This window comes from Bacteroides timonensis (genome assembly GCF_000513195.1).
GTDB lineage: Bacteria > Bacteroidota > Bacteroidia > Bacteroidales > Bacteroidaceae > Bacteroides > Bacteroides timonensis.
This window is the reverse complement of sequence record NZ_CBVI010000088.1, coordinates 21,242-45,614: the sequence shown is the minus strand read 5'-3', so window position 1 is coordinate 45,614 and position 24,373 is coordinate 21,242. Positions and strand designations below refer to the sequence as shown.

Below are 24,373 nucleotides of genomic sequence, written 5' to 3'. Positions count from 1 at the left end.
ATTTACTAATCCGACGGTATCTCCCGACGGGCAGTGGATCTTATGTCAGGGAAACAGTAAGTCATCCATCACTAAAAAGAATAATCTGGATATTTTTGCTGTGAAAATTGATGGGACAGGCTTTATACAGTTGACTTATCATCCTGCCAGTGACTGCTGTCCCATATGGTCGGCTGATGGAAAGAATATCTATTTCATTTCCAGTCGTGCAAATAAAGAAGATTATTTTAATATATGGAGAATGAGGTTTGATTTACGCTAGGCGGTGATTCCTTAAAAACTATATGCAAATAGAACGGTGTGGCTTTCATACAGTTCTATTTTTTTTCTTGTGCGCCGTACATGATAACTAACCTAGTGGTGTAAGTCCACTATGGGGGTATGTGGCGGCCAACCATTAGCTAAGGGCCAGGGTGTCTACCGTGAGGAGGATCTTTTCAAGCCCCAACGAAGCCCTAAAGCTACATGGATACGGTATGGATAAATGATGCAGATGTATGGAACGAAAGTTATAGTCTTCGCCTTTACATACTTTTATATCACGTTTTGCAGATAAATATGGCAGGTTTTGCAGGGAATCTCTTCCCTTTTTTATACTTTTGCCCTATTATAACAATGCATTATGATTATGGTCAAGAAGAGCAAGACGAGTAAAAAGACAAAAGATGCGGCAAGCAAGGTGTCTTATCACTACAAACCGGACAACCTCACCCTGGAAGAATGGCAGATTGCCTTGCGCAGGCAGGCTGTTGCAAAGGAGCAGTTTGCTATTTCCGAGATGAACAGGAAGGAATATCCCGGATATTATCAAGTGGTGAATCCGGTATCGCATAATGAATATAGAGTTGTGTATCGGGGACAGGAAAGCCCTTGGAATTACTGCTCGTGCATGGACTTCAAGACCAATCAGCTGGGTACGTGCAAACATCTGGAGGCAGTCGGAATCTGGCTCAAAGAGAGCCGGAAGCGGGTCTGCCGCGACGTTCCTCCTTATACTTCCGTTTACCTGTCTTATAAAGGAGAGAGAAAGGTGTGCCTGCGCATTGGTACGGATAATGCCGAAGAGTTCCGCCGTCTGGCGGAGCCTTATTTCACACCCGAAGGAGTGTTGCGCCCTGAAGCATTGGACACGGTGACCGATTTCCTGCGTGATGCCTTGCGGCTGAACGATACATTCCGTTGGTATTCGGATGCTTTGAGCTTTATTCTTGAGAAGCGCGACGCGAAGAGACGGCAGCAATTGCTGTCCGAAGTCGCCTCGGATGCGGTACTGGATGTTCTGCTGAAAGCGAAATTGTATCCTTATCAGAAAGAAGGAATCCGATTCGCTTTCCGTGCCGGAAAGTCGGTGATTGCCGATGAAATGGGACTTGGAAAAACCATCCAGGCCATCGGAACGGCAGAGTTGATGAGGAAACAGAACTTGATATCTTCTGTTCTGATTGTTTGTCCCACTTCATTGAAATATCAGTGGAAGAAGGAAATAGAACGTTTTACGGATGCCAAGGCGGTCGTTGTGGAAGGAAACCATTTGGCGAGGAAGAAGCTTTACGATGCCGGAGAGTTTTATAAGATTGTTTCGTACAACGGTGTTTGCAATGACATCAAGATACTGAAGTCTCTGTATACGGATTTCCTCATTATGGACGAGGTGCAGCGGCTGAAGAACTGGAATACGCAGATTTCAAAGGCGGCCAGGCACATTGAGTCGGAATATGCTGTTATCCTTTCGGGCACTCCGTTGGAGAACAAACTGGAGGAATTGTATTCCATCATGCAATTTGTGGACCAGTACTGTCTAGGCCCTTACTATCAGTTTATGGACAGCACGGTGGTAAAGTCGGAAACCGGCAAGATAATCAGTTATAAAAACTTGAATGCCATAGGCGAGCAGATGAAGGACGTACTCATCCGTCGCCGGAAGAAAGACGTGGCTTTGCAGTTGCCGGGGCGCATGGACAAGATTCTGTTTGTCCCGATGACCGAGCAGCAGCGTGCCATGCACGATGAATATCAGACTGTTGTCTCGCAGATAGTTTATAAATGGACACGCGCCCGCTTCTTGAGCGAAAAAGACCGTAAAAGGTTGTTGCTGATGCTTAGCCAGATGCGCATGATTTGCGACAGTTCCTACATTCTCGACCAGAAGAGCCGTTATGACACGAAGGTGGAGGAAACGATGAATATCCTGAAAACCGTGTTCGATAGTGGCGATGAAAAGGTGGTCATCTTCAGCCAGTGGGAACGGATGACCCGTTTGGTTGCTGCCGAACTTGATACATTGGGAGTGCGCTATGAGTACCTGCACGGAGGCGTACCTTCCGAAGCGAGAAAGAACCTGGTGGATAACTTTACGGAACAGCCCGAAAGCCGTGTGTTTCTTTCGACGGATGCCGGAAGTACGGGGTTGAATTTGCAGGCCGCTTCCATCTTGATAAACCTTGATTTGCCTTGGAATCCGGCTGTGCTGGAACAACGCATCGCCCGCATTTACCGTATCGGGCAGAAAAAGAATATTCAGGTCATCAATCTTGTAGCCAGCCAGACGATTGAGGAGCGGATGCTTTCCACATTGAACTTCAAGTCTTCCCTTTTTGAGGGCATTCTGGATAATGGTGAAGATGTCATTTTCTTGGAAGACAGCAAGCTGGATAAGATAATGGACAGCATCAAGGTGATGACTGAACCTATAGAAATGGGAGAAAGTGCTCAGGCTGGTAGTGACATACGTCAGGATGATGGCGAGGAGGCACGAAAAACAGATGCTGCGGAGAAAGAAATCGTGCCGGAGCAAGAGGAAAAACCTGTACGCGAGGAAATTCCTGTACGGGAAAAAGACACACTTGAGGCAGAACGGGATACGTCGGTAGAACCGGAACAGTTGGTTCAGCAGGGCTTCTCTTTCCTCAGCGGATTGGCACGTACGCTCAGTTCGCCGGAAGCAACGCGGAAATTGGTAGACTCGATTGTTGAAGAAGATAAGGAGACGGGGCAGACTTCACTCCGCATTCCTGTGCCCGACAAAAAAAGCGTGGCAGGGATACTGAATTTGTTTGGAAAACTGTTGGCAGGAGGGTAAGGACTTTTTGTTTGTCGGCTGTGGGGGACGGCTTGAAAAGAACCTGCTTCTATCGCTTATCTCGAAATAAATTTGTTATTTTGCAGTGAAAGTGGAAAGTCGTGATATAATCTTTTAAAACTCAGAATGGAACAAGAAGATTTAGATATACGTAATCAGCAACCGCTAACCAGCAAGGAACGTGACTTTGAGAACGCTCTCCGGCCGTTGAACTTCGAGGATTTCAGCGGGCAGGACAAGGTAGTTGATAATTTGCGTATTTTTGTGAAAGCTGCCCGCTTGCGGGGGGAGGCACTGGATCATGTACTCCTTCACGGTCCTCCGGGACTGGGAAAGACAACGCTTTCCAACATCATTGCCAATGAACTAAATGTCGGTTTCAAGATTACCTCCGGCCCCGTACTCGACAAGCCGGGCGACTTGGCGGGAGTGCTTACCAGCCTCGAACCGAATGATGTGCTTTTCATTGACGAGATACATCGGTTGAGTCCCGTAGTGGAGGAGTATCTATACTCTGCCATGGAGGATTACCGCATCGACATCATGATAGACAAAGGTCCATCGGCACGAAGCATACAGATAGACCTGAGTCCTTTCACTCTCGTGGGTGCCACTACCCGTAGTGGCCTGCTGACGGCTCCTTTGCGTGCCCGCTTCGGCATCAACCTGCATCTGGAGTATTATGACGACGAGGTGTTGAGTGGCATTATCCGCCGTTCGGCAAACATTCTTGCTGTGCCTTGCTCCACGAAGGCGGCGGCAGAGATTGCAAGCCGCAGTCGCGGAACGCCGCGTATCGCCAATGCACTGCTGCGCCGTGTACGCGACTTTGCCCAGGTGAAAGGTTCGGGCAGCATTGACACGGAAATTGCGAATTACGCTCTTGAAGCACTGAATATCGATAAGTACGGTCTCGATGAAATCGACAATAAGATACTTTGTACCATTATCGATAAGTTCAAAGGTGGTCCGGTAGGGCTTACTACCATTGCTACGGCATTGGGTGAGGATGCCGGTACTATAGAAGAGGTGTATGAACCGTTCCTGATAAAAGAAGGTTTTCTGAAACGTACTCCTCGCGGACGTGAAGTAACTGAATTGGCTTATAAACATTTAGGACGTAGTCTTTACGATAGTCAGCGTACGTTATTTAATGAATAACGAATAAAGATGAGTGGATTAAAAAGTTTAGCAAAAGAAACAGCTATTTACGGGGTGAGTAGTATTGTAGGGCGTTTCCTCAATTATCTGCTGGTACCTGTATATACGATAGCTTTGCCTGCATCATCGGGTGGTTATGGTGTGGTTACGAATATATATGCTTGGGTGGCATTGATGCTGGTATTGCTGACGTGCGGCATGGAAACGGGATTCTTCCGTTTTGCCAATAAAGGGCAGGATGACCCGATGCGGGTGTACTCTACCACCTTGTTGAGCGTAAGTATCGGTTCATTGGTATTCGTTGCTTTGGGATTGTTGTTTCTGGAACCTATTGCCGGATGGCTGGAATATGGCGAACATCCCTGGTATATAGGTATGATGATGATTGTGGTAGCAATGGATGCCATTCAAAGTATTCCGTTCGCTTATCTGCGCTATAAAAAACGGCCTATCAAGTTTGCTGCACTGAAGTTGCTGTTTATCTTTCTCAATATTGCACTCAATCTTTTCTATTATGTCATATTGGAAGGGAATGATGTGGGGTATGCTTTCCTCTTCAATCTGGTATGTACCTCTGTTGTTATGGTGTGCATGATACCGGAACTGAGGGGATTTATCTATGTGTTGGATAAAGAGTTATTGAAACGGATGCTTCGGTACTCTCTGCCGTTGGTAATTCTGGGTGTGGCAGGCATCTTGAATCAGGTGGCTGATAAGATTATCTTTCCTTTCGTTTATCCCGATGAGGCGGAAGCTACCATACAACTCGGTATTTACGGAGCTGCCAGTAAGATTGCCATGATTATGGCTATGTTTACCCAGGCATTCCGCTTCGCTTATGAACCTTTTGTATTTGGTAAGAGTAAGGAGAAAGACAGTCGTGAAATGTATGCCCAGGCTATGAAGTTCTTCATTATTTTTACCTTGCTTGCCTTTCTGGCTGTGATGTTCTACCTGGACATCCTGCGTCATGTCATCGGACGTGATTACTGGGACGGGTTACGGGTGGTGCCTATCGTCATGGCAGCGGAAATCTTTATGGGGATTTATTTCAACCTGTCCTTTTGGTACAAATTGATTGATGAGACCCGTTGGGGAGCCTATTTCTCATTGACAGGTTGTATCATCCTGATTTTGATGAATATCTTCCTGGTTCCGAAGTATGGTTATATTGCTTGTGCCTGGGCTGGGTTTACAGGATACGGCGTTGCTATGCTGCTTTCTTACTTTGTCGGTCAGAAGAAATATCCGATACAGTACGATTTGAAGGCGATAGGCATGTATGTACTTCTTGCCGCTGTGCTTTATGTAGCTGCCGAATATGTATCGATAGACAATATCTATTTGCGTATGGCATATCGTACAGTTTTGCTGTTACTGTTTATTGCGTATGTCGTTAAGCGTGATTTACCGCTGAACCAAATACCAATCCTGAACAAACTCTTAAAACACTAAATGAGCCGCATGGCAAATAGTAAATAGTCAAATTGTAAATGATATGATGGAAACACCTGAACAAAACCGGAATGTTTTTGCCATTAAAAAGTTCCTGAGCGAGTACCTTGATCTGAGGAAAGACAAGGACAATGAGCTGGAAACAGTAGACTCCATCCGCAAGGGAGTAGAGTTTAAAGGGGCTAACCTGTGGATTTTGATCTTTGCCATTTTTATGGCATCGTTGGGACTGAATGTCAATTCTACAGCTGTAATCATAGGTGCCATGTTGATTTCCCCATTGATGGGACCTATCATGGGGGTGGGACTTTCTGTCGGTCTGAATGACTTCGAACTGATGAAGCGTTCACTGAAGAGCTTTCTGATAACCACCCTGTTCAGTGTAACTACGGCTACTATCTTCTTTCTTGTAAGCCCTGTTGCCGAAGGGCAGTCGGAGCTTCTGGCACGTACTTCACCTACGATTTATGACGTATTCATCGCATTGATGGGTGGTCTTGCCGGTGTAGTTGCCCTGTCTACCAAGGAGAAAGGAAATGTGATTCCAGGTGTTGCCATTGCTACGGCCTTGATGCCGCCACTCTGTACGGCAGGTTACGGGTTGGCAACGGGGAATCTGGTTTATTTCCTCGGAGCATTCTATCTTTACTTCATTAATTCGGTATTCATCAGTCTTGCCACGTTTGCCGGTGTGCGTGTGATGCACTTCCAGCGTAAAGAGTTTGTGGACAAGAAGCGGGAGAAGAAAGTACGCCAATACATAATACTCATTGCTGTGCTGACTATGTGTCCGGCTGTCTACTTGACAGTAGGCATTATTCAGAGTACTTTCTATGAGAGTGCCGCCAATCGGTTTGTTGCCGAACAGCTTTCTTTTGAGAATACACAGGTGCTAGACAAGAAGATTCATTATCATGGCAGTAAGGACAATGAAATACGTGTGGTGCTGATTGGACAAGAAGTTCCCGAAGCCTCTATTGCCATTGCCCGTAACAAGATGAAGGACTATAAGTTAGGTGAAACGAAGCTGATCGTTCTTCAGGGAATGAATAATGAAGCTGTGGATATTTCTTCTATCCGAGCTATGGTGATGGAAGATTTCTATAAAAACAGTGAGGAACGACTGGTGGAACAAACAAAGAAAATTACAGTGCTGGAACAGAGTCTGGCAAGATACAAGTCTTTCGATGAATTGGGCAAAACGATCGTTCCGGAGCTAAAAGTTCTCTATCCATCAGTGAAAACTGTTTCTATCTCTCATGCCATAGAACTGACGGTTGATTCGGTACGGACGGATACCATTACACTTGCTGTGCTGAAGTTTGGCAAGCATCCCGACGTCCATGAGAAACAGAAGATTACCGAATGGCTGAAAGCACGTACTGGAGCGAAAAAACTAAGACTGATTGCAGAATGATAATCAGTTAAGTATAACGAGTTATTCTAAATAATAATTTAATACCAAGTATAGAATGAAGCTAAAGTGTATCCTAATTGTAGCTTGCAGCCTCTTCACGTTGACGGGACAGGCGGACGAAGGTATGTGGATGCTGGGAAACCTGAATAAACAGACCCGTAAGACCATGAAAGAACTCGGCCTGCAAATGCCTGCCGATAAACTATATAATCCGAAGAAGCCGTCGTTGAAAGATGCGGTAGTCAGCTTTGGAGGGTTTTGTTCCGGTGTGGTAGTGTCGGAAGACGGGTTGGTGTTTACCAATCATCACTGTGGCTTCAGTAGTGTGCAGCAACATTCGTCGGTGGAGCATGATTATCTGAAAGATGGTTTCGTAGCCCGTAGCCGTGCAGAGGAATTGCCTAATCCGGAGCTTTATGTTCGTTTTCTACTTCGTACGGAAGATGTAACCAAGCGTGTGCTGGGAGCCGTTAAACCTTCGATGAACGAGATGGAACGTTCCAGTGCGGTAGACTCTATGATGATGGTAATAGGCGGTGAGGTATCTCTGAAAGACTCCACTTTGCTTGGCGTGGTAGATGCTTATTATGGAGGCAATGAGTTCTGGCTCTCCGTTTACCGCGATTTCAACGATGTGCGGCTGGTGTTTGCACCTCCTTCCTCTGTCGGTAAGTTCGGTTGGGATACGGATAATTGGGTGTGGCCCCGGCATACGGGAGATTTCTGTGTGTTTCGTATTTATGCAGACCGCAAGAACCGGCCTGCCGATTACTCCCCCGACAATGTTCCGTATCACCCTGAATATGTAGCGCCGATTTCACTGGATGGCTATAAGGAAGGCTCTTTCTGTATGACGATAGGCTATCCGGGAAGTACGGAACGTTACCTTTCTTCATTCGGTATCGAGGAAATGATGAATAACTCCAATCAGGCGCAGATTGACATCCGTGGTGTGAAGCAAGCCATCTGGAAACGTGAAATGGACAGTAAGGACAGTATACGCATTAAGTATGCTTCCAAATACGATGAAAGCTCCAATTACTGGAAGAACAGTATCGGTGTCAACCGTGCCATCCGTAAGCTGGGAATCCTGGAGAAGAAACGTGAAATGGAACAGGAAATTCGTCGATGGATACAGCAGAACCCGGACGAACGTGAGAAACTTCTTCAACTGTTTACAGACCTGGAACTGAATTATAAGAACCGCCGGGAGGTAAACCGTGCACAGGCTTACTTTATCGAGTCTTTCCTATATGGACCGGAATTAGTGCAGCTCGCACTGAAGATTCTGAATTTCGACTTTGAAGGGGAGCAGAAAACAGTTATTGCCGCCTTGAAGGATATCGTTGAGCAATACTCTAATTTGGACCTGGATATAGACAAGGAAGTATTTACGGCACTATTGAAGGAGTATCGCTCAAAAGTGGATACCACTTTCCTGCCGGAAATCTACCATACTATCGCACAGAAATATAATGGGGATGAGAAAGCTTTCGTAGATAGTCTTTATGCAAGTTCTGAGTTGACTACTCCCCGTGGTTTGAAGCGCTTTCTTGAACGGGATACTACCTATCAGATTTTCGATGATCCGGCTATCTCGTTGGGCATTGATATGCTGACGATGTTGTTCGATATGAATATGCAGATGCAGGCGCCTACTACGGAGATCATCCGTGGGGAACGCCAGCTGAACGGGGTTATCCGTCGGATGTATACGTCTCGTAACTTTTATCCGGATGCCAATTCCACCATGCGGCTGAGCTTTGGAACGGTATGCGGTTATACTCCCTTTGACGGAGCGGAATATGATTATTATACAACGACAAAGGGTGTCCTGGAGAAAGTGAAAGCTCATGTGGATGATGTTGATTTTGCAGTACAGCCGGAGGTACTTTCATTGCTCTCTTCGGGCAATTTCGGAAGATATGCCGATGAAAAGGGCGAAATGAAGGTGTGCTTCATCTCTAATAATGACATTACGGGTGGCAATAGCGGTAGTGCGATGTTCAATTCGAAAGGTGAATTGCTGGGGTTGGCTTTCGATGGAAACTGGGAAGCTATGGGCAGTGATATTCTTTATGAACCGAAGATGCAGCGTACCATCGGGGTGGACGTGCGCTATATATTGTTTATGATTGAGAAATACGGGAAAGCAGGGAACCTGATCCGGGAATTGAATATTCTCAATTAGTGGACGGGCCCCTGCTTTTCGTGAGGGAGACAATTACTTGCTTCCGGACAAGATTCCGGTATCGGTATCCCTGTTGTTGATTCTTCTGCCTTGGCTGTTGCGCTTCTTTCCGAAATCAAGGCTGAAGGATGCATTTACCATGAACAAAAGCCTTAAGTTCTTGGAATACGCTAACTGGCGGTAGGGAGCCGACTTTGACAGATTTTCTATTTCCTGTTCATACTTCTTGGTGAACGGGTTCAGCACCCCGGCAGAAAGGCTCCATTTCTCCGTATTATATCCTGCCATGATGGTGTGCAGTTTCTCTTCTTTAGTCAGCGTTTCACCCCACAAAGTGTGGTTGCTGGTATTCATTTCTGCCATCAGTACCCAGTTTTTGTACATTGCCATCAGGCTACCTCGCAGTCTTGCATTGGTGTGTGTATGCGTGTAGGTGTTGCCATAGCTGATATAGCGGTTCAGAAACGGAGTGATTTTAATGGAGATATACTCTTTGTAAGGTCGTATTTGTATAGCTGTCTCCAGATTGATCCGGTGGAAACCTTTATGATTCTCGGTAGTGCGGACAAAATACCCGTCTTCGTAGTAGGTATTTTCCATAATCGGCTTATTGTCATAGCTATATCTTCCAAATAAATCGACAGATACATACTTGCTTTGCCAACTGGCAGACAGTGTATTGGCATAGAATGTAACAGACTTTAAGTCGGGATTCCCTTTGCGTATCTGATACTTATCCATTGCTTGCGAGATGTCGTTCAGGTCGGACAGGGAAGGGGCATAGCCCGACACGTATCCGTTGTATCTGAAAAACCACTTCCCGTTGATAGAGTACGACAGGCTTAAGGAAGGTTTGACTATATACTTCTCGGAAGAATACTGCTCCTGACTATTATAAGTTCTCATGGCTCCAATCCCTACTGTGTAGTTCAGAGCTTTTATCTTTGATTGATATTCGGCAAATAGGTACGTTTCAGCCGTATTCATCGTGATTTTATTCTCTATATTACCCGAATATCTATTTTGCAAATAGGCCTGTGTATGCTTGATGCCTCCGGTAAACTTACCCGTATTGAATTGTTTTTCGTAGATACCTTCTCCAATGATGGAGTACTTCTCACCTTTGGTTTCCGAATAAATACCCGTATCGTTATTGTCATTATTAAGGGCTTTCTGCATAAAAGTCCGTTCGTTCTTGCTGTCCAGATAAGAAGCCACTATATCCGCATAGATTGTCTGCTTGTTCTTCAGATTTCTCTGGTAATAGATATCCAAAGAAGGGATAAGTACTTTGGAGGCGGAAAGGTCGGATATGGAGTAGGAGGTGTCTCCTTCATACAATGTACTGATTCTGTCCGACATGGAACTGGGAGTATCGCTGTATTGATTTCTGAGAGCAATATTGAGAAGTTGTTTGTCATTATCCTGGTAGCTGTAATTGAGGTTGAAGTTAAGGTTATCATACTTTACTTTGGTAGGTTCTCCCACCTCTCTGTTCTCCTGATAGGCCTCCGGGAAGTGGAAACTTTCATCGTTTTCGCGTGTCCACTTCAGATCTCTCTGTCCCCAATATACGGTAGTGCTGAGCTCTGACTTGTTGAAGTGGTATTTGGCAGCGAGGTTATGTTCGCCATATCCCGTATCGGATACTCCGTTGGTGAGATCGGCAGAGATACTCCCTCCTGATTCTCTTCTCTTTACAATGTAGTTCAATACAGCTCCTGCATTTCCATAACGTGCGCCGGGATTGTCTATATATTCGATGCGGATCACATCTGTCGGGCGGATGGCAATTATTTCAGCTTGAGTTACTTCTACGCCGTTAATCCTAAGTTGCACATTGTCTCCTCCGGGGATCGTGATGCTGTTGTCTATCGGATTGATCAGGATGCGCGACAGTTGTAGATTTCTCAGTAAGGAAACTCCGTTGGAGGCGGCTTTAGTCTGCATTTCGGTCGGGAGGATAATTTGCCGGTCGGTCTTTTTGATGATGGGGCTGGCTGTTACGGTAACACCTTCCAGTATTACATTGTCGGGCGATAAGGGCAGTTCTCCCAGATTCAGGTTGGCTTGCAGGTTGCGGATGGAGAGATAGGAGCTTTCATATCCGACGCATGAGATGCATAAGATATAATCTCCATCGTTTACTTCTTTCAGCAGGAAGCCGCCACCGTTGTCTGTGGCAACTCCGGTGATGAATGTCGAATCCTGAGTCAGCAGGCTGACGTTGGCATACTCGATGTGCTGATTGTTACTCTCATCGATGATTTTCCCTGTGATTTTGTTTGCCGCCATCAGGGAAGTACATAGGAATAATACTCCTGAAATGATACTTAGTCTCTTCATTTTTCTTATTATTTTTAGTGATTATTTCTGTTCTTTGAACATGACAAAGGTAGGGGGATCGGGGGAGAAAAGCGGTTTATATGTGGCACTAAATAAAGTGCAATGGGTTTTGCAACTATCTGAGAATTAAAGAGTTTTGATCTTTGGTTTATAGAAAAGTTTATATCTTCCTATTTCAAGTTTATATATAAAGAAAAGTGCAAAAAATGGGATGCCGTAACTTCCGTTAATTGATAAATATCTATCTTTGCAAAGATTTAAAGCAAGAAGGAAGGATGGCATGAAAGCATTGAGACATGGTTTGATAGGTTGGGTATGCGTGTTGGTATTGGCAGCATGTGCAGAAGCCCTGCCATCGCAACGCATCCGGATAGAAAAGGCGGAGCAGATGTTACAGCAGAATGCAGAGGAGGCGATTGCTCTGCTTCGGTCGGTGGAAGATCCCGAAATATTGCCGGATTCATTGCGGGCACGGTTTGCATTGGCTATGGGGCAAGCCCACTATAATGCGCATTGGGTGATGAATGAAGACTCTTTGCTATTATATGCCCTGGATTATTATGGAAGGCCGGATGTACGCGATACATTGCAGTTACTGCGTACCTATAAACTGGCGGCGCATTACTTCTACGATAGCGAGAGATATAAAGAAGCCACTGAGATGATGACCGAAGGGAATCGCATTGCAGCCTTGCGTGGTGATACGGTCGCCCGTCTTGATTTGCTGCGGTCTGTAGCGAATATAGGGGAAGGTAATGATGATTTTGAAGGTTTGATACGCTTACAGAAGCAGTTGATAGCTATAGAGCCTGATTCCACCCGGAGATATTCCAATTACAACAGTCTGGCGATATCATACTACTGTGCAAATCAGAATGACTCTGCGCTGCTGGCTCTCCGCAAAGCTACTGAATGCCTGTATACATCCGCAGACTCTCTAAAGGCGTTATACTATGTGATGCGCAACTATGCGGATATTTTGAGTGACTCCGGAAAGAACCGGGAAGCCATCAATTTGCAACGCCATAGTTTGCAAGAGTATAAAGAGACGAAACATCCCTTCGAGTCCTTATCTTATTATGCTCTTTCACGTTATTTCCTGAATATGGGGCAGATGGATTCCGCCCGCTACTATATACAAATGGGGGATAGCGTGCGTTCGCCCTATATTGACCAGGACTTATCGTTGGCTAACTTTTATCTGGTACAGAAAACGTTGATGAATTATATAGATAGCCGTTCTTTTACAATCCGGGATGTCGCGTTCTTCTCAAACCGGTTGTATAACAACTTTATCCGTGACCAGCGGGTGATAGCCCAAAAAGGAAAGGTACAATTGTTACTCCAACAGCAGAATATGAATCTGCAACTGGAAAAACAGAAAGAACGGGCCTTCTTTGTCGGAGTGGTGGCTCTCTGTATTTTGTTGTTGCTGGCTGTCGTCTGGTATTTGCAGAGAAGAAAGCATTTGCTTGTGGAGAAGGAAGAAGAACTGGAAGCCTTGCGCCGTTTGCTGCATGAGACGGAAGACGATGAAAGCGGCAATAATGATAAGTTTGTCAAGAAGATGCTGCTTCAGCAGTTAGGTCTGATACGTATTGTGGCTACGAATCCCAGTTCCGATCATCAGGAGCTATTGGTACAGATGGGACGGATAGCCAATAAAGATGTAGCGGTGGACGATTTGCTGGTTTGGAGTGATTTATATAAGACTATCGACATGGTACATGATGGCTTTTATACCCGTATCAGTCAGAAGTATGGAAATATCCTGAATGAAAAGGAACTGCAACTATGCTGTTTGTTGAAGTCGGACTTTTCGACGAAAGAGATTAGCGTGGTTATCCAGCAAAGCATACGGACAGTGTATCAACGTAAGACGGTCATACGGCAGAAATTGGGCATGGCAGAAAAAGAGGATATCGCTGAATTCCTTTCTTGTAAACAGATAGGTAGATGATTGACAGTACTATCTTAGTTCTCCTCCTCCTCGGGAGGAGGAGTACCCGTAGGGGGAGGTGGTAGGTAAAATAATAAAATACCTATAAATTACAAGGTTAAGGATTTCTTTTCTCACCTACCACCCTGCCCTTTGGGCACCCCTCCTCCGACTGGAGGAGGGGAATGAAGATACTCTATCTGTGTCGTCCGCGTACCTATTTATGCAATTCCCCGGATGCGGTCATCAAATGCCGACAGTGCCGCCTTTGCACCTTCACCCATTGCAATTACTATCTGTTTGTAAGGAACGTTCGAAACATCTCCTGCCGCATAAACTCCCGGAAGCGTGGTGCGGCAAAAAGCATCGATCTTGATTTCGCCTATTGGAGTCGTTTCCAGTATGTCACGGAAAGGAGCGCTATTGGCTGCCAAACCAATCTGTACGAAGATGCCATCCAATGGGAAATCCCGTTCTTCGCCGCTTATACGATCTTTGACGCGGACAGCTGTTACCTTATCACCGTTTCCCACTACTTTGGTAGTCTGTGAGGAAGTGAAGATTTCTACATTCGGCAAGCTTTGCGCCTTTTCTTGCAGTACCTGGTCGGCTTTCAGCGTATCGGCAAATTCAAAGACAGTCACTTTCCGGCAGATACCCGCCAAGTCGATGGCTGCTTCTATACCGGAGTTTCCGCCACCGATAACGGCTACGTCTTTTCCCTGATAGAACGGCCCGTCGCAATGCGGACAAAAAGCAACTCCTCTGCCTATATACTCCGTTTCACCTTCCACATTCAGTTTGCGCCAGCTTGCACCGGTGGCAATAATTACACTGGGAGATATGAATACTTCACCGCCCACTACTGAAATCCTCTTTTCTTTTCCTTGAAGCTCCGCCTTCTCTATCTTACGGTCTTCAAACAAGTCGATGGGATAATGATTGATATGGCTTCTTAAATTGTCTGCCAACTGTGCGCCTGTAGTCTGCGGTACGGAGATCAGATTCTCGATTCCTACGGTTTCCTTTACCTGGCCACCGATCTTTTCAGCTACAATAGCTACCCGTAATCCCTTGCGGGCTGAATAGATCGCAGCTGAGGCACCTGCCGGCCCACCACCTAATACGAGGACATCATAAGTACGTGAGATAGGCTCTGCATTCCCCACAGGTTCGGAGCCGAACATTTCTTCCAGCTTTTGTAGAAGTTCGCCTAAAGTGCCACGTCCTACATGAAGCAATTTACCGTTGGCATAGACGGACGGTACGCCTTGTATTTTCAATGCATCCACTTCTTCCTGGAAAAGAGCGCCGTCTATCATTTCATGCGTGACCTGTCCGTTCAGCAAAGCCATAATGTTCAGAGCCTGCACCACATCGGGGCAGTTGGTACATGTCAATGATACATAAGTCTGCAATGAAACGGGCCCTTTCAACGCCTGAATGCGTCGGCTGATGGCTTCATCGGGAAGATTTTTCCCCTTTCCATCGGCATTCAGTACTGCCAGAAGCAAAGATGTGAATTCATGACCGTTCGGTATTCCGCGGAATTTGACACCGGTTTCTTTCCCGTTTTTCAGTAAAGAGAATTCCAGCTTCGGTTCTTCAGTTTCAGTTACCTCACAGGAGAGTTTATCGGAACATCCTGCTACATCTTTCAGCAACTCTGTCAGTTCCTGTGCGCTTTCGTGCCGGGGATGGCAGGTGATATGAAAAGTGTACTGTGCTTCCAGGTTTTGGAAGACACTGCGTACTTGATTTAAAATGCTTGTTTCTAACATAACAGTCTATATTAATGTATTCCGTTGGCGGGATTAATTCGTTTCTGAGCGGTTATGAGTTAAATGATAATTCCAATATTAAGTAAATAGAGTATCTCAATTCCCCTCATCCGTCGGAGGAGGGGTGCCCAAAGGGCGGGGTGGTAGGTAAAGCAAGAAATACCTATGAATCATATAAATAAGGAATTATTTTCTCACCTACCACCTCCCCCTTCGGGTACTCCTCCTCCGACGGAGGAGGAGAATTGAGATAGTATTGCTCAGCATTTCATTCATTACTTTTTTCGATATAAACTAATCTCGCCAACGGGTACTAATGATAAGATAAAAGAGGCCCCCTCTATGTGTGCAATGGATAAAGGGGACCTCGCTAATAAAAAAGGGATGTGAACTTAAATTTTACCAACTAAATCTATACTTGGCTTCAGTGTTTCGCCGCCTTTCTTCCATTTTGCGGGACATACTTCACCGTCGTGTGTTGCAACGAACTGTGCTGCTTCTACCTTGCGGAGAAGTTCGTCGGCGTTACGTCCGATGTTATTGTCCTGTATTTCGGCAATCTTGATTTTGCCTTCGGGGTTCACGACAAATGTGCCGCGGTAAGCCATACCTTCTTCTTCGATCATTACACCGAATGCGCGAGTCAGCACGCCTGTAGGGTCTGCCAGCATCGGATACTTGATCTTACGGATACTTTCGGATGCATCGTGCCATGCTTTGTGCACGAAGTGAGAGTCGGTACTTACAGAATATACCTCTACACCCATTGCCTGGAATTGCTCGTATTTTTCAGCGATGTCCACCAGTTCGGTAGGGCATACAAACGTAAAGTCTGCGGGATAGAAGAAGAAAATAGCCCATTTGCCTTTTACGTCTTCGTTGGTTACTGTTTTGAAACTTCCGTTCTGAAATGCCTGAACTTTGAATTCAGGAAGCTGTGAATTGATAATTGGTTCCATAATCTTTTTTGTTTTAAAAGGTTTAGTACTTTGTTTTTTCGATGATGCAAAGTTCATGCAAACCGAATGCAGAAGCAAGCTCGCTTGATTATGCTGAGGTGCAGCTGAATTTCGCTTTTGCAAAAATATAGCATCTTTTGCCGATAGAACAAAAAAACCGATTGAAAAGATTTATGGGCCGATAGACGAAATCTATACAACGCACTGAGTTGCCCGCAGGGACAGCATTTCGCGGGGTACAGAGGCTTGTATTTCTTTTGTGAGTACCTCCAATAAAGTGGTTCGTATGAAGTGCTCGTTGGTGATGAGAATGATCTGCCGGGTAGGAGTGGGGATGGCAAAGGGGCGCACCAACTCTTTCTGTGTCTCGTTGAGCTGATCAATGGCAAGTTCGGGAATGAAGGTAACGCCTTTACCGCTTTCTACCATACGCATGAATGTCTCCATGCTACCTAGATGATAAGCGATCTGGCTGGCTTGCGCCGCTTTCATCTGGCAGAAGCGGACTAACTGGTCGCGGAAGCAATGTCCCTCGTCAAGCATCCAAAGCTGTTCGTCGCTGAGATCGGAGGTACGGATAATCTTATTGTCGAACAGTTTGCTTTCGCGCGCGATATAAGCATAGAACTGTTCGTAGAATAAAGGTATCTGGCGGAAGTCATCCTTTTCAGGCAGGGTGGCGATAATGCCGGCATCTATCTCTCCTTTCATAAGAGCCTGTTTGATGTCCTTCGTCTTCATCTCCGTTACGCGGATATCCAATTTAGGATATTTCTTCATCAGTTGCGGAAAGAAGCGGGGCAACAGATAAGGGGCGATGGTGGGGAGTATGCCTAACTTAAAGACACCCGATAAGGAGTGCTTCTCTTCTTCAATAATATCCTTTATATGGCCTGCCTGTTCCAATACGATACGGGCTTGCTCTATTACAAGCTGTCCGACGGGAGTAGGGCAGATGGGCTGTTGGCTGCGGTCGAATATCTTAGTGTCTAACTCGTCTTCCAGTTTCTGTATCATGGCACTCAGGGTGGGTTGAGTTACACGGCAGTGTTCCGCGGCTTTGGCGAAATGGCGGAACTGATTAACGGCAAGAATGTATTCCAGTTGTTGTAAAGTCATGATAAATAAGGGGTTTGAACGGGTTGTATAGATTCTGTCTATGCAAAGATAGAAATTATCTGTTTGACAAGCATGGGTTTCCGCCTTATCTTTGTACAAAAAACGAAGAAAGGCTGCATCTCAGCATAATCAAGCAAGCTTGCTTCTGCCTTCGATTTGCACTTTCTTTGTCTCAGAAAAAAGAAAAACAGTATAAATTATTAAAACCATAAAATTATGAAGACTTTAAATTACATCAAGTTAAATGAATCGGGAGTAGCTAACGTAGTATCTGCATTGCATCAACTATTGGCAGATTTCCAAGTGTATTACACGAATCTGCGCGGTTTCCACTGGAACATCAAGGGACACGGTTTTTTCGTATTGCACGAGAAGTTTGAAAGTATGTATGACGACGCAGCCGAGAAGGTGGACGAAATTGCGGAACGTATCCTGATGCTGGGTGGTGTACCCGAAAACAAGTTCAGCGAATACCTGAAAGTTGCAAAGATCAAGGAAGTATCTGACGTGGCTTGCGGCAGCGATGCGGTCAGCAATATTCTTGAAACTTATGGATACCTCATTGGTGAGGAAAGAAAGATCATTGAACTGGCTAATGAAGCAGGCGACGACGTTACTGCCGACCTGATGACGGGCTATCTGAAAGAACAGGAAAAGATGGTCTGGATGCTAGTCGCTTTCAGCACAAAAGGATGCACGGACAAATAGTATATAGGTTTAGGTGATAAATGATGGAAAAGGTGATGAAGTGGTGGAAACACTGCTTGGTCACCTTTTCTTTTGTCTTATAGCTTAGCCAACTTGCCTGCCGGGCTTACATCATCATGTTCTTTCTGATGGAGAACTTGACAATCGCCATCGCCTGTATGGATGTGAGCGGAAGATCCATCGGTTCATGGTGTGGATTGTAGCTCACCAGCTTGATGCAATCTTCCACATCGGAACGGTTTATATACTTCACCGACAACATTGAATTGGATGTTTAGGGATTTCATCGGCCTGTGAAGGTGGGTGAAATCTTGTATCTATTTTTTCAGAACGATCACTGTAACCGCCGAAATAATCACCCCGATGCCTAAGGCGATGCTTTGAGTGAAAGGTTCTCCAAAGATGAGAATGCCTACACAGACGGCAGTCACAGGCTCCATGGCTCCCAATACAGAGGTGAGTGTGGAGCCTATGTTTTTAATGGCGTGTACCAGTGCCAGATTAGATATTACGGTCGGTACCAATGCCAGCATCACCAGGTTTCCCAGGGTTATCCGGTCCGGGATGGTCTGTACTCCGACGCCTGTCACTGTCATTCCGGTGAAAAGAAGGATTCCGCCAAAAAGGAAAACATAGAATGTCATTTTCAGCCCCTTCATTTCAAGGGATTTCAGTTGACTGACGGTGACCAGATAGAGCGCGTAGCCCAAAGCAGAGAGCAGGACGATAAAAATCCCGGTAAGGTAATAGTCTCTGTTGTGTCTCCATGCGAAAGGAAGAAAACTCCGCTTACCGCTAAAGCGATTGCTGCTATACGCCAAGGGGATTTCTTTTCGCGGAAGAAGATCATCATAATAAGCGTAGTCAGCACCGGATACATGAAATGAATGGTAGTAGCTACTCCGCTTGACATGAACTTATATCCCCAGAACAGAAAAACAGCGGAACAGTCATACAGGAATGCCAGCAGGAGAAGTGGAAGTATCTCTTTCCGGCGGATGCGGAAAGACTGCTTGTCGAGCAATAGTATACAGGCCAGTGCCAGCATGGCAAAGAGGAAACGGTAGAGCAGTATGGACCAGAACTGCATGCCCTGATGCATAGCAGGAATGGTGAACAGCGGAATAAGTCCGAAGCTCGCCGAAGAGAGAAGGCCATATAGGAATCCGTTTACTTTGTTCATATAAAAAAGGTGATAGAGTGATAAGGTGATAAAGTGATGGGGTGATAAGGTGACATTACTCTATCACTTTATCACCCCATCACTCTATCACAGCATTCTATTATTTCTTTTTAGGTGCCCGTCTTGCCCAGCCTTCTTCGCTGAAATCGGGTTCTTTATCACGGAACTCCTTGTTGTCGCCTTGAAAGAACTGTCTCCAATCGTCTTTCTTGCCGCGGGCATCGGTATAGCCACGCTCTTCGCGGCTTGGTTTGCTTTTCTTTTTGTCAGCCGGAGTACTTTCAGATTTACTTCTACTTTTTCTGGGGGCATCGCTACGCTTTCCAGATGCATCACTGCGCTTTTCGTCTTTGAAGCTGTGTTTCTTGCCTTCAAATTCCTTCTTGCCGTAGTTGTTGCCCTCACTCTTACGTCTGCCTTTGGGAGCTTCCTTGCCTTCTTCGCCGGCAATTTCTACAGATACCTTTCGACCGTTCCAGTTCGCACGGTTCAGGGCTTTCACTACATTACCTGCCTCTTTCTCATCTACTTCGAAGAATGAGAAGTTTTTCATCAGATCAATGCGTCCCAGCTCCACGCGTCCGCGGGTATTACCGTTCAGTAGGCCTATCAGCTCATTTGGGAAGAAGTTATCCATCTTACCCAGATTGATGAACAGGCGGGTGAATCCCGGATCTGCTTTGCGGCTGTTGCGATCACCGGTGCGTTCGCTGCCGCCTCTGCTGTTGCGTTCACCACGGCTGTCGGTAGGCATTTCTATCTCTTCGCGGTTGCGGTAATATTCTGAGAAACGGTTGAATTCATGAGAAACCATGCGCTTGATCAGATCTTCTTTGCTCAGCCAGTCCAGCTTACGGTATATTTCAGGCATGAAGTCGGCCATATCTTCCTCGTTCACCTTCACCTTTTCCAGGTCATCGATCACTTTCAGAAGCTGTTTCTCGCAAATCTGCTTGCCGGTAGGCATTTCGCCAACAATAAACTTCTTGCTGATAATCCGTTCAATTTCACGCATTTTACCTTTCTCGCGCAGGTTGATGATGGCGATGGAAGTGCCCGTCTTTCCGGCACGTCCCGTACGTCCACTACGGTGAGTGTAGCTTTCGGTATCATCCGGCAAGCCATAATTGATGACGTGGGTCAGATCGTCCACATCCAGTCCGCGGGCGGCAACGTCCGTGGCAACCAGGATTTGCAGATTGCGGATACGGAATTTCTGCATGACGGTATCACGTTGTGCCTGGCTTAATTCTCCATGCAGTGAGTCAGCGTTATAACCGTCCTGCATCAGCTTGTCGGCAATCTCCTGCGTTTCTTTTCGTGTACGGCAGAAAATGATACCATATATTTGCGGGTAATAGTCTACAATGCGTTTCAGGGCAGCGTATTTATCTTTGGCATGAACGGTGAAAACCACATGCTTCACATTGCTTGTGCGCATTTTTCCGTCCGATGGTGATTTCTTTGGCGTCACGCAGATATTCTTTTGAAATGCGTGCAATCTCCGGACTCATAGTGGCGGAGAATAACAGAGTGTTACGCTCTTGCGGTACATCGGCAAGAATGGCGTTGATGCTGTCCGTGAATCCCATGTTCAGCATTTCGTCAGCCTCGTCCATCACTACGTTCTGGATGGTGGTGAGGGATACCGTTTTGCGCTCCATCAGGTCGAGCAAGCGTCCCGGGGTGGCGACAATGATATGTACACCCTGTTTCAGGGCACGTATCTGGCTGTCTATGGATGAACCACCATATACCGGCAATACCCGCAATCCGGTGATGTATTTGGAATAATCATTCAGATCACCTGCAATCTGCAAGCAAAGTTCGCGTGTAGGGCAAAGTATAAGGGATTGTGGAATCCGGTTCTTTACATTAATTTTCTGGATAAGTGGCAAGCCGAATGCGGCGGTTTTCCCCGTTCCTGTTTGTGCAAGTGCTACAACATCATTATTTTCTCCTAAAAGGTAAGGAATCACTTCCTCTTGTACCGGCATGGGACACTCATATCCCATTTCTTCAATGGCGCGGCGTATCTCCGGCGACAGACCGAGCTCTTCAAAATTCTTCATTAAATCTTTGTATATCTTTATATTCGGGCACAAAGATAAGAGTTTTTTGGTGATAAACGATTAGTTGTTAGTGATAAATTGAGGAATAGGAAGAAATTATGCTACGTAAACGGCATGTTTATCAATCTTTCACCAGCAGAATCTTCTGCAACTTCTTGATTTCTTCTTTGTTGAGTCCGATGGCTCTTTGCAGATACGTATCTACATCACCGTACCGGCGCTCTATTTCCTCCCTGGCGGCGTTCAGGAAATCTTCCCTTGCCGAATAGATGGTCGTAATGGCCTCTTGCGAGCGTGCGGGTAGGTTGTAGGCATAGCTGGAAGCGCTGGGAATGTTGAAGTAATCGTTGCTTAGGCGGTAGTCTTCCATAATGATGTCGCTGTTCACGCCAAGGGAGGCAAGGATCAGTGCCGAAGCAATGCCGGTGCGCCCTTTGCCGGAGGAGCAATGGATAACGACTGGGTAATTGGTACTGTTCAGCAAGATATCAAATATCTGGCGATACTCTTTATGATAGTTCATTACCAATTCGCGGTTCATCCGTTCCACCATCCGGTAGACAGTGTCGCTTTTTATCTTCTGTTCCTGGATGCCTTTCAGTATATCTTCCATGTCTCCCGTTTTTATAGGGACATGTATTACATTAAATCCTTGTTGCAGTGGAGTGTGCCCTTTCAACTCCGATTCTGAGCGCAGATCGATGATGGTCTTGATGCCTATATTCTTCAGTTCCCTGCGTGAGTAGCATTCCAGACTGTCTATCTGTGCAGAACGATAGAGCATGCCCCAACGCACCCTCTTCTTGGTAGGGTATGACGGATATCCACCCATATCACGGAAGTTTTGTATGCCGGGGATATTGACATTGCGGGTAGCAATCTTTACGCGATATTTATCATTGAATACGAGGGTGTAGTAATAACGCCTGGTAGGGTCTGTGGTGACAATCGTCATTCGCTGATCGGAAATGTTTGCTATGGCTACCGGAGAATCCTCGGGGATATTGTTCGGATCAGTCGAAGCATATACCTTTACGTTCCCTTTGATGAGAGGGGCTATTTCCCATTTGACGATACTGTTCCCGACATTATTTTCTTCGCAAACAATGGAAATATGAGGAGCTGTGCCGCTACAAGCCGGTAGCAGCAATACACATGTTAGCAAGTTCAACAGATTTCTATACATAGTTTTTTTGTCTGAGCATATATATGCAAAGATAATGCAAACCGAGAGCAGAATAAAATGAACTTGTTCATTTTTTATGCCGAGGTGCAGCTTATCTTCGCTTTGTTGCAAAGATATGTATTCTGATGACTTTTGTTATTCCAGGGCACAGAGTTTCACAGAGTTTTTTCTCCTTTAACGGGGATTTAGTTAACGGGAGGCAACTGCTTGGCAAATTCCGGTGATATAGAGTTGTTGAAACTCCGGCATACATCTGCCGCAAACTCGATGCCGCAACGGATAATCTTGTCCCAGGTGTCCTCGCTTATCTGTCCTAAATCGCAGTAACGCACGTCGTACTTCAATAAACCATAAATAATACCGGCATTAAAGTTATCGCCTGCGCCAATAGTGCTGACTGCTTCCAATGGGGGAATAGAATACTCTTTGGTGATGCTATTGGTGCGTAGTGAGATTTCTTTGGCTCCGGCAGTACAAAGGAAGTTAGGGCAATAAAAACGAATTTTGTCTTTATATACCTTGTCCACTTCTCTTTGATTGTACATATAGAAAAAGTCTTCTATAGATCCGCGCACAATGTCGGCATATTCCAGATTTTCGATGATGGTGGACGTCAACTTGATAGCCTCGCTTTTGTGCGACGACCGGAAGTTGGGGTCGTAGTACACGATTGCTTTCTTCTCACGTGCCTGCTCCAATAAATCCAGAACTTTTTCGCGCAGCACCGGATTCAGGGCAAAATAGGAGCCGAAAACCACGATGTCGTCTTCTTCCAGTTTTGGGAAAACCACGTCCAGCCGTTGCTTGGGATAATCTTTGTAGAAGATGTATTCCGCATCACCATTCTCGTTAAGATAGGCCAGTGATACCGGGGATTTTCCATCGGGAAATACGTTGACATAGTCAGTAGACATGCCGCTATCCCGCATGGATTGCAGGATTGTATTACCTACCCGGTCGTTTCCTGTCTCACTGATAAAGCTGACGGGAACGCCTGCCCGTGCCAATGACACGACGCCATTGAATACTGAACCGCCCGGTACAGCAGCTGTCGGCTGGCCGTTGCGGAAAATGATGTCAAGAATCGTTTCTCCTATACCAATTATTTTTCGCATAATTTTCTTGATTTTTCACCCAAATAGCCACCGTGATGGCGTTTGGAGTAGTCTCCAATAGTAAATCCTGTCTGTTTCATGACTTGTACCACAAGGATGTCACCGATAACGGTCATCACAGTGGTCGAAGTGGTGGGAGTCATACCTAAAGCACAAACTTCCTTTGGTTTTCCTGTGCTGAGGCATACATCGGACTCGTGTGCCAACGGACTATCCGGATTTCCGGTAATAACAATAAACTTGAGGTCTGGGTTCAGATTATGAGCCAATTGTGTAAGTTCAACGATTTCTCGCGTCTTACCGGAATTGGAAATCAGCAACAGCAGGTCGTTCTCCTGCAAGATGCCCAAGTCTCCGTGTTGTGCTTCGCTGGGGTGCAGAAATACGGAAGGAATACCTGTAGAACAGAATGTCGTAGCAATGTTCATGGCAATCTGCCCGGCTTTTCCCATACCTGAGGTCACCAGTTTTCCTTTCCGCCGATGAATCTGTTCCACGATAAGTTCTACCGCACGCTCGTAAGCGTCTGTCACGGGGATGTTCAGTACGGCTTGTGCCTCTTTCTGCAAAAGCTCTTGAATGGATTCAATCATTATACTATTTTTGTTAGTAGTTAGGTTATAGCCTACAAATATCTGCAATTTTCCATAAATGGCAATAAG

Annotated in this window: 14 protein-coding genes and 4 pseudogenes; 8 read left to right on the top strand and 10 right to left on the bottom strand. The window is 45.8% G+C overall.

The features are described from left to right. The 6 genes and pseudogenes from BN161_RS16180 to BN161_RS16155 form a co-directional block, all read left to right on the top strand. Positions 1 to 262: pseudogene (locus BN161_RS16180) on the top strand (PD40 domain-containing protein); the annotation flags it as partial. A gap of 366 nt (positions 263 to 628) precedes the next feature. Beyond that, on the top strand, positions 629 to 3,079 hold the full coding sequence (locus BN161_RS16175; RefSeq protein ID WP_044268116.1) for a DEAD/DEAH box helicase: 2,451 nt from the start codon (positions 629 to 631) through the stop codon (positions 3,077 to 3,079). Positions 3,080 to 3,205: 126 nt separating this feature from the next. Further along, positions 3,206 to 4,240: a Holliday junction branch migration DNA helicase RuvB gene (gene ruvB / locus BN161_RS16170; RefSeq protein WP_044268101.1), complete on the top strand. Its 1,035-nt coding sequence runs from the start codon at positions 3,206 to 3,208 to the stop codon at positions 4,238 to 4,240. A gap of 9 nt (positions 4,241 to 4,249) precedes the next feature. Beyond that, positions 4,250 to 5,695 carry a lipopolysaccharide biosynthesis protein gene (locus tag BN161_RS16165; protein WP_044268099.1) on the top strand — a complete coding sequence of 482 codons (1,446 nt, stop codon included), beginning with the start codon at positions 4,250 to 4,252 and terminating at the stop codon, positions 5,693 to 5,695. Between the two features lie 46 nt (positions 5,696 to 5,741). Beyond that, entirely contained in the window at positions 5,742 to 7,112 is a 1,371-nt protein-coding gene (locus BN161_RS16160; RefSeq protein ID WP_044268113.1) for a TIGR00341 family protein, read from the top strand. 55 nt (positions 7,113 to 7,167) lie between these two features. Further along, positions 7,168 to 9,303, top strand: a complete 2,136-nt coding sequence (locus tag BN161_RS16155; protein WP_044268097.1) for a S46 family peptidase — start codon at positions 7,168 to 7,170, stop codon at positions 9,301 to 9,303. 33 nt (positions 9,304 to 9,336) lie between these two features. Here BN161_RS16155 and BN161_RS16150 read toward each other — a convergent pair whose 3' ends face one another. Then, positions 9,337 to 11,649 (bottom strand): TonB-dependent receptor, encoded by a 2,313-nt coding sequence (locus tag BN161_RS16150; RefSeq protein ID WP_044268095.1) that lies wholly within the window; start codon positions 11,647 to 11,649, stop codon positions 9,337 to 9,339. Between the two features lie 280 nt (positions 11,650 to 11,929). Between BN161_RS16150 and BN161_RS16145 the strand changes: the two genes are divergently transcribed. Further along, a complete protein-coding gene (locus BN161_RS16145) occupies positions 11,930 to 13,609 on the top strand; it encodes a tetratricopeptide repeat protein (protein ID WP_044268093.1) in 1,680 nt (559 codons plus the stop codon). Positions 13,610 to 13,809: 200 nt separating this feature from the next. Here BN161_RS16145 and ahpF read toward each other — a convergent pair whose 3' ends face one another. From ahpF to BN161_RS16130, 3 genes are all read right to left on the bottom strand, one after another. Next, positions 13,810 to 15,369: an alkyl hydroperoxide reductase subunit F gene (ahpF, locus tag BN161_RS16140; RefSeq protein WP_044268090.1), complete on the bottom strand. Its 1,560-nt coding sequence runs from the start codon at positions 15,367 to 15,369 to the stop codon at positions 13,810 to 13,812. 392 nt (positions 15,370 to 15,761) lie between these two features. Then, entirely contained in the window at positions 15,762 to 16,328 is a 567-nt protein-coding gene (gene ahpC, locus BN161_RS16135; protein WP_007211096.1) for an alkyl hydroperoxide reductase subunit C, read from the bottom strand. 192 nt (positions 16,329 to 16,520) lie between these two features. Then, positions 16,521 to 17,447, bottom strand: a complete 927-nt coding sequence (locus BN161_RS16130) for a hydrogen peroxide-inducible genes activator (RefSeq protein WP_044268088.1) — start codon at positions 17,445 to 17,447, stop codon at positions 16,521 to 16,523. A gap of 216 nt (positions 17,448 to 17,663) precedes the next feature. Here BN161_RS16130 and BN161_RS16125 point away from each other — a divergent pair, with 216 nt between their 5' ends. Beyond that, positions 17,664 to 18,155, top strand: coding sequence for a Dps family protein (locus tag BN161_RS16125; RefSeq protein ID WP_007216682.1), 492 nt, complete (start codon positions 17,664 to 17,666; stop codon positions 18,153 to 18,155). A 106-nt stretch (positions 18,156 to 18,261) separates the two neighbouring features. Here the strand turns inward: BN161_RS16125 and BN161_RS28730 are convergent. The 6 genes and pseudogenes from BN161_RS28730 to BN161_RS16100 all read right to left on the bottom strand — a co-directional run. Beyond that, positions 18,262 to 18,414 (bottom strand): annotated as a pseudogene (locus BN161_RS28730) (transcriptional regulator); the annotation flags it as partial. Positions 18,415 to 18,472: 58 nt separating this feature from the next. After that, a pseudogene (locus tag BN161_RS16120) lies at positions 18,473 to 19,338 on the bottom strand (DMT family transporter). A gap of 100 nt (positions 19,339 to 19,438) precedes the next feature. After that, positions 19,439 to 21,410 (bottom strand): annotated as a pseudogene (locus BN161_RS16115) (DEAD/DEAH box helicase). Positions 21,411 to 21,531: 121 nt separating this feature from the next. Next, on the bottom strand, positions 21,532 to 22,596 hold the full coding sequence (locus tag BN161_RS16110; protein ID WP_044268111.1) for a tyrosine-protein phosphatase: 1,065 nt from the start codon (positions 22,594 to 22,596) through the stop codon (positions 21,532 to 21,534). Between the two features lie 185 nt (positions 22,597 to 22,781). Beyond that, a complete protein-coding gene (locus BN161_RS16105; RefSeq protein WP_044268082.1) occupies positions 22,782 to 23,711 on the bottom strand; it encodes a carbohydrate kinase family protein in 930 nt (309 codons plus the stop codon). Further along, the gene (locus BN161_RS16100; RefSeq protein ID WP_022208190.1) at positions 23,699 to 24,304 is read right to left on the bottom strand and encodes a KpsF/GutQ family sugar-phosphate isomerase; all 606 of its coding nucleotides are present in this window, start codon (positions 24,302 to 24,304) and stop codon (positions 23,699 to 23,701) included. Before BN161_RS16100 ends, BN161_RS16105 begins: the two co-directional genes overlap by 13 nt. Positions 24,305 to 24,373: the final 69 nt, after the last annotated feature.

Coding starts and splice junctions, on each gene's coding strand:
- BN161_RS16155 (WP_044268097.1), top strand. CDS start 7,168: ATGAAGCTAAAGTGTATCCTAATTGTAGCTTGCAGCCTCTTCACGTTG.
- BN161_RS16160 (WP_044268113.1), top strand. CDS start 5,742: ATGGAAACACCTGAACAAAACCGGAATGTTTTTGCCATTAAAAAGTTC.
- BN161_RS16165 (WP_044268099.1), top strand. CDS start 4,250: ATGAGTGGATTAAAAAGTTTAGCAAAAGAAACAGCTATTTACGGGGTG.
- BN161_RS16150 (WP_044268095.1), bottom strand. CDS start 11,649: ATGAAGAGACTAAGTATCATTTCAGGAGTATTATTCCTATGTACTTCC.
- ahpC (WP_007211096.1), bottom strand. CDS start 16,328: ATGGAACCAATTATCAATTCACAGCTTCCTGAATTCAAAGTTCAGGCA.
- BN161_RS16100 (WP_022208190.1), bottom strand. CDS start 24,304: ATGATTGAATCCATTCAAGAGCTTTTGCAGAAAGAGGCACAAGCCGTA.
- BN161_RS16105 (WP_044268082.1), bottom strand. CDS start 23,711: ATGCGAAAAATAATTGGTATAGGAGAAACGATTCTTGACATCATTTTC.
- BN161_RS16125 (WP_007216682.1), top strand. CDS start 17,664: ATGAAGACTTTAAATTACATCAAGTTAAATGAATCGGGAGTAGCTAAC.
- BN161_RS16145 (WP_044268093.1), top strand. CDS start 11,930: ATGAAAGCATTGAGACATGGTTTGATAGGTTGGGTATGCGTGTTGGTA.
- BN161_RS16175 (WP_044268116.1), top strand. CDS start 629: ATGGTCAAGAAGAGCAAGACGAGTAAAAAGACAAAAGATGCGGCAAGC.
- ahpF (WP_044268090.1), bottom strand. CDS start 15,369: ATGTTAGAAACAAGCATTTTAAATCAAGTACGCAGTGTCTTCCAAAAC.
- BN161_RS16130 (WP_044268088.1), bottom strand. CDS start 17,447: ATGACTTTACAACAACTGGAATACATTCTTGCCGTTAATCAGTTCCGC.
- ruvB (WP_044268101.1), top strand. CDS start 3,206: ATGGAACAAGAAGATTTAGATATACGTAATCAGCAACCGCTAACCAGC.
- BN161_RS16110 (WP_044268111.1), bottom strand. CDS start 22,596: ATGTATAGAAATCTGTTGAACTTGCTAACATGTGTATTGCTGCTACCG.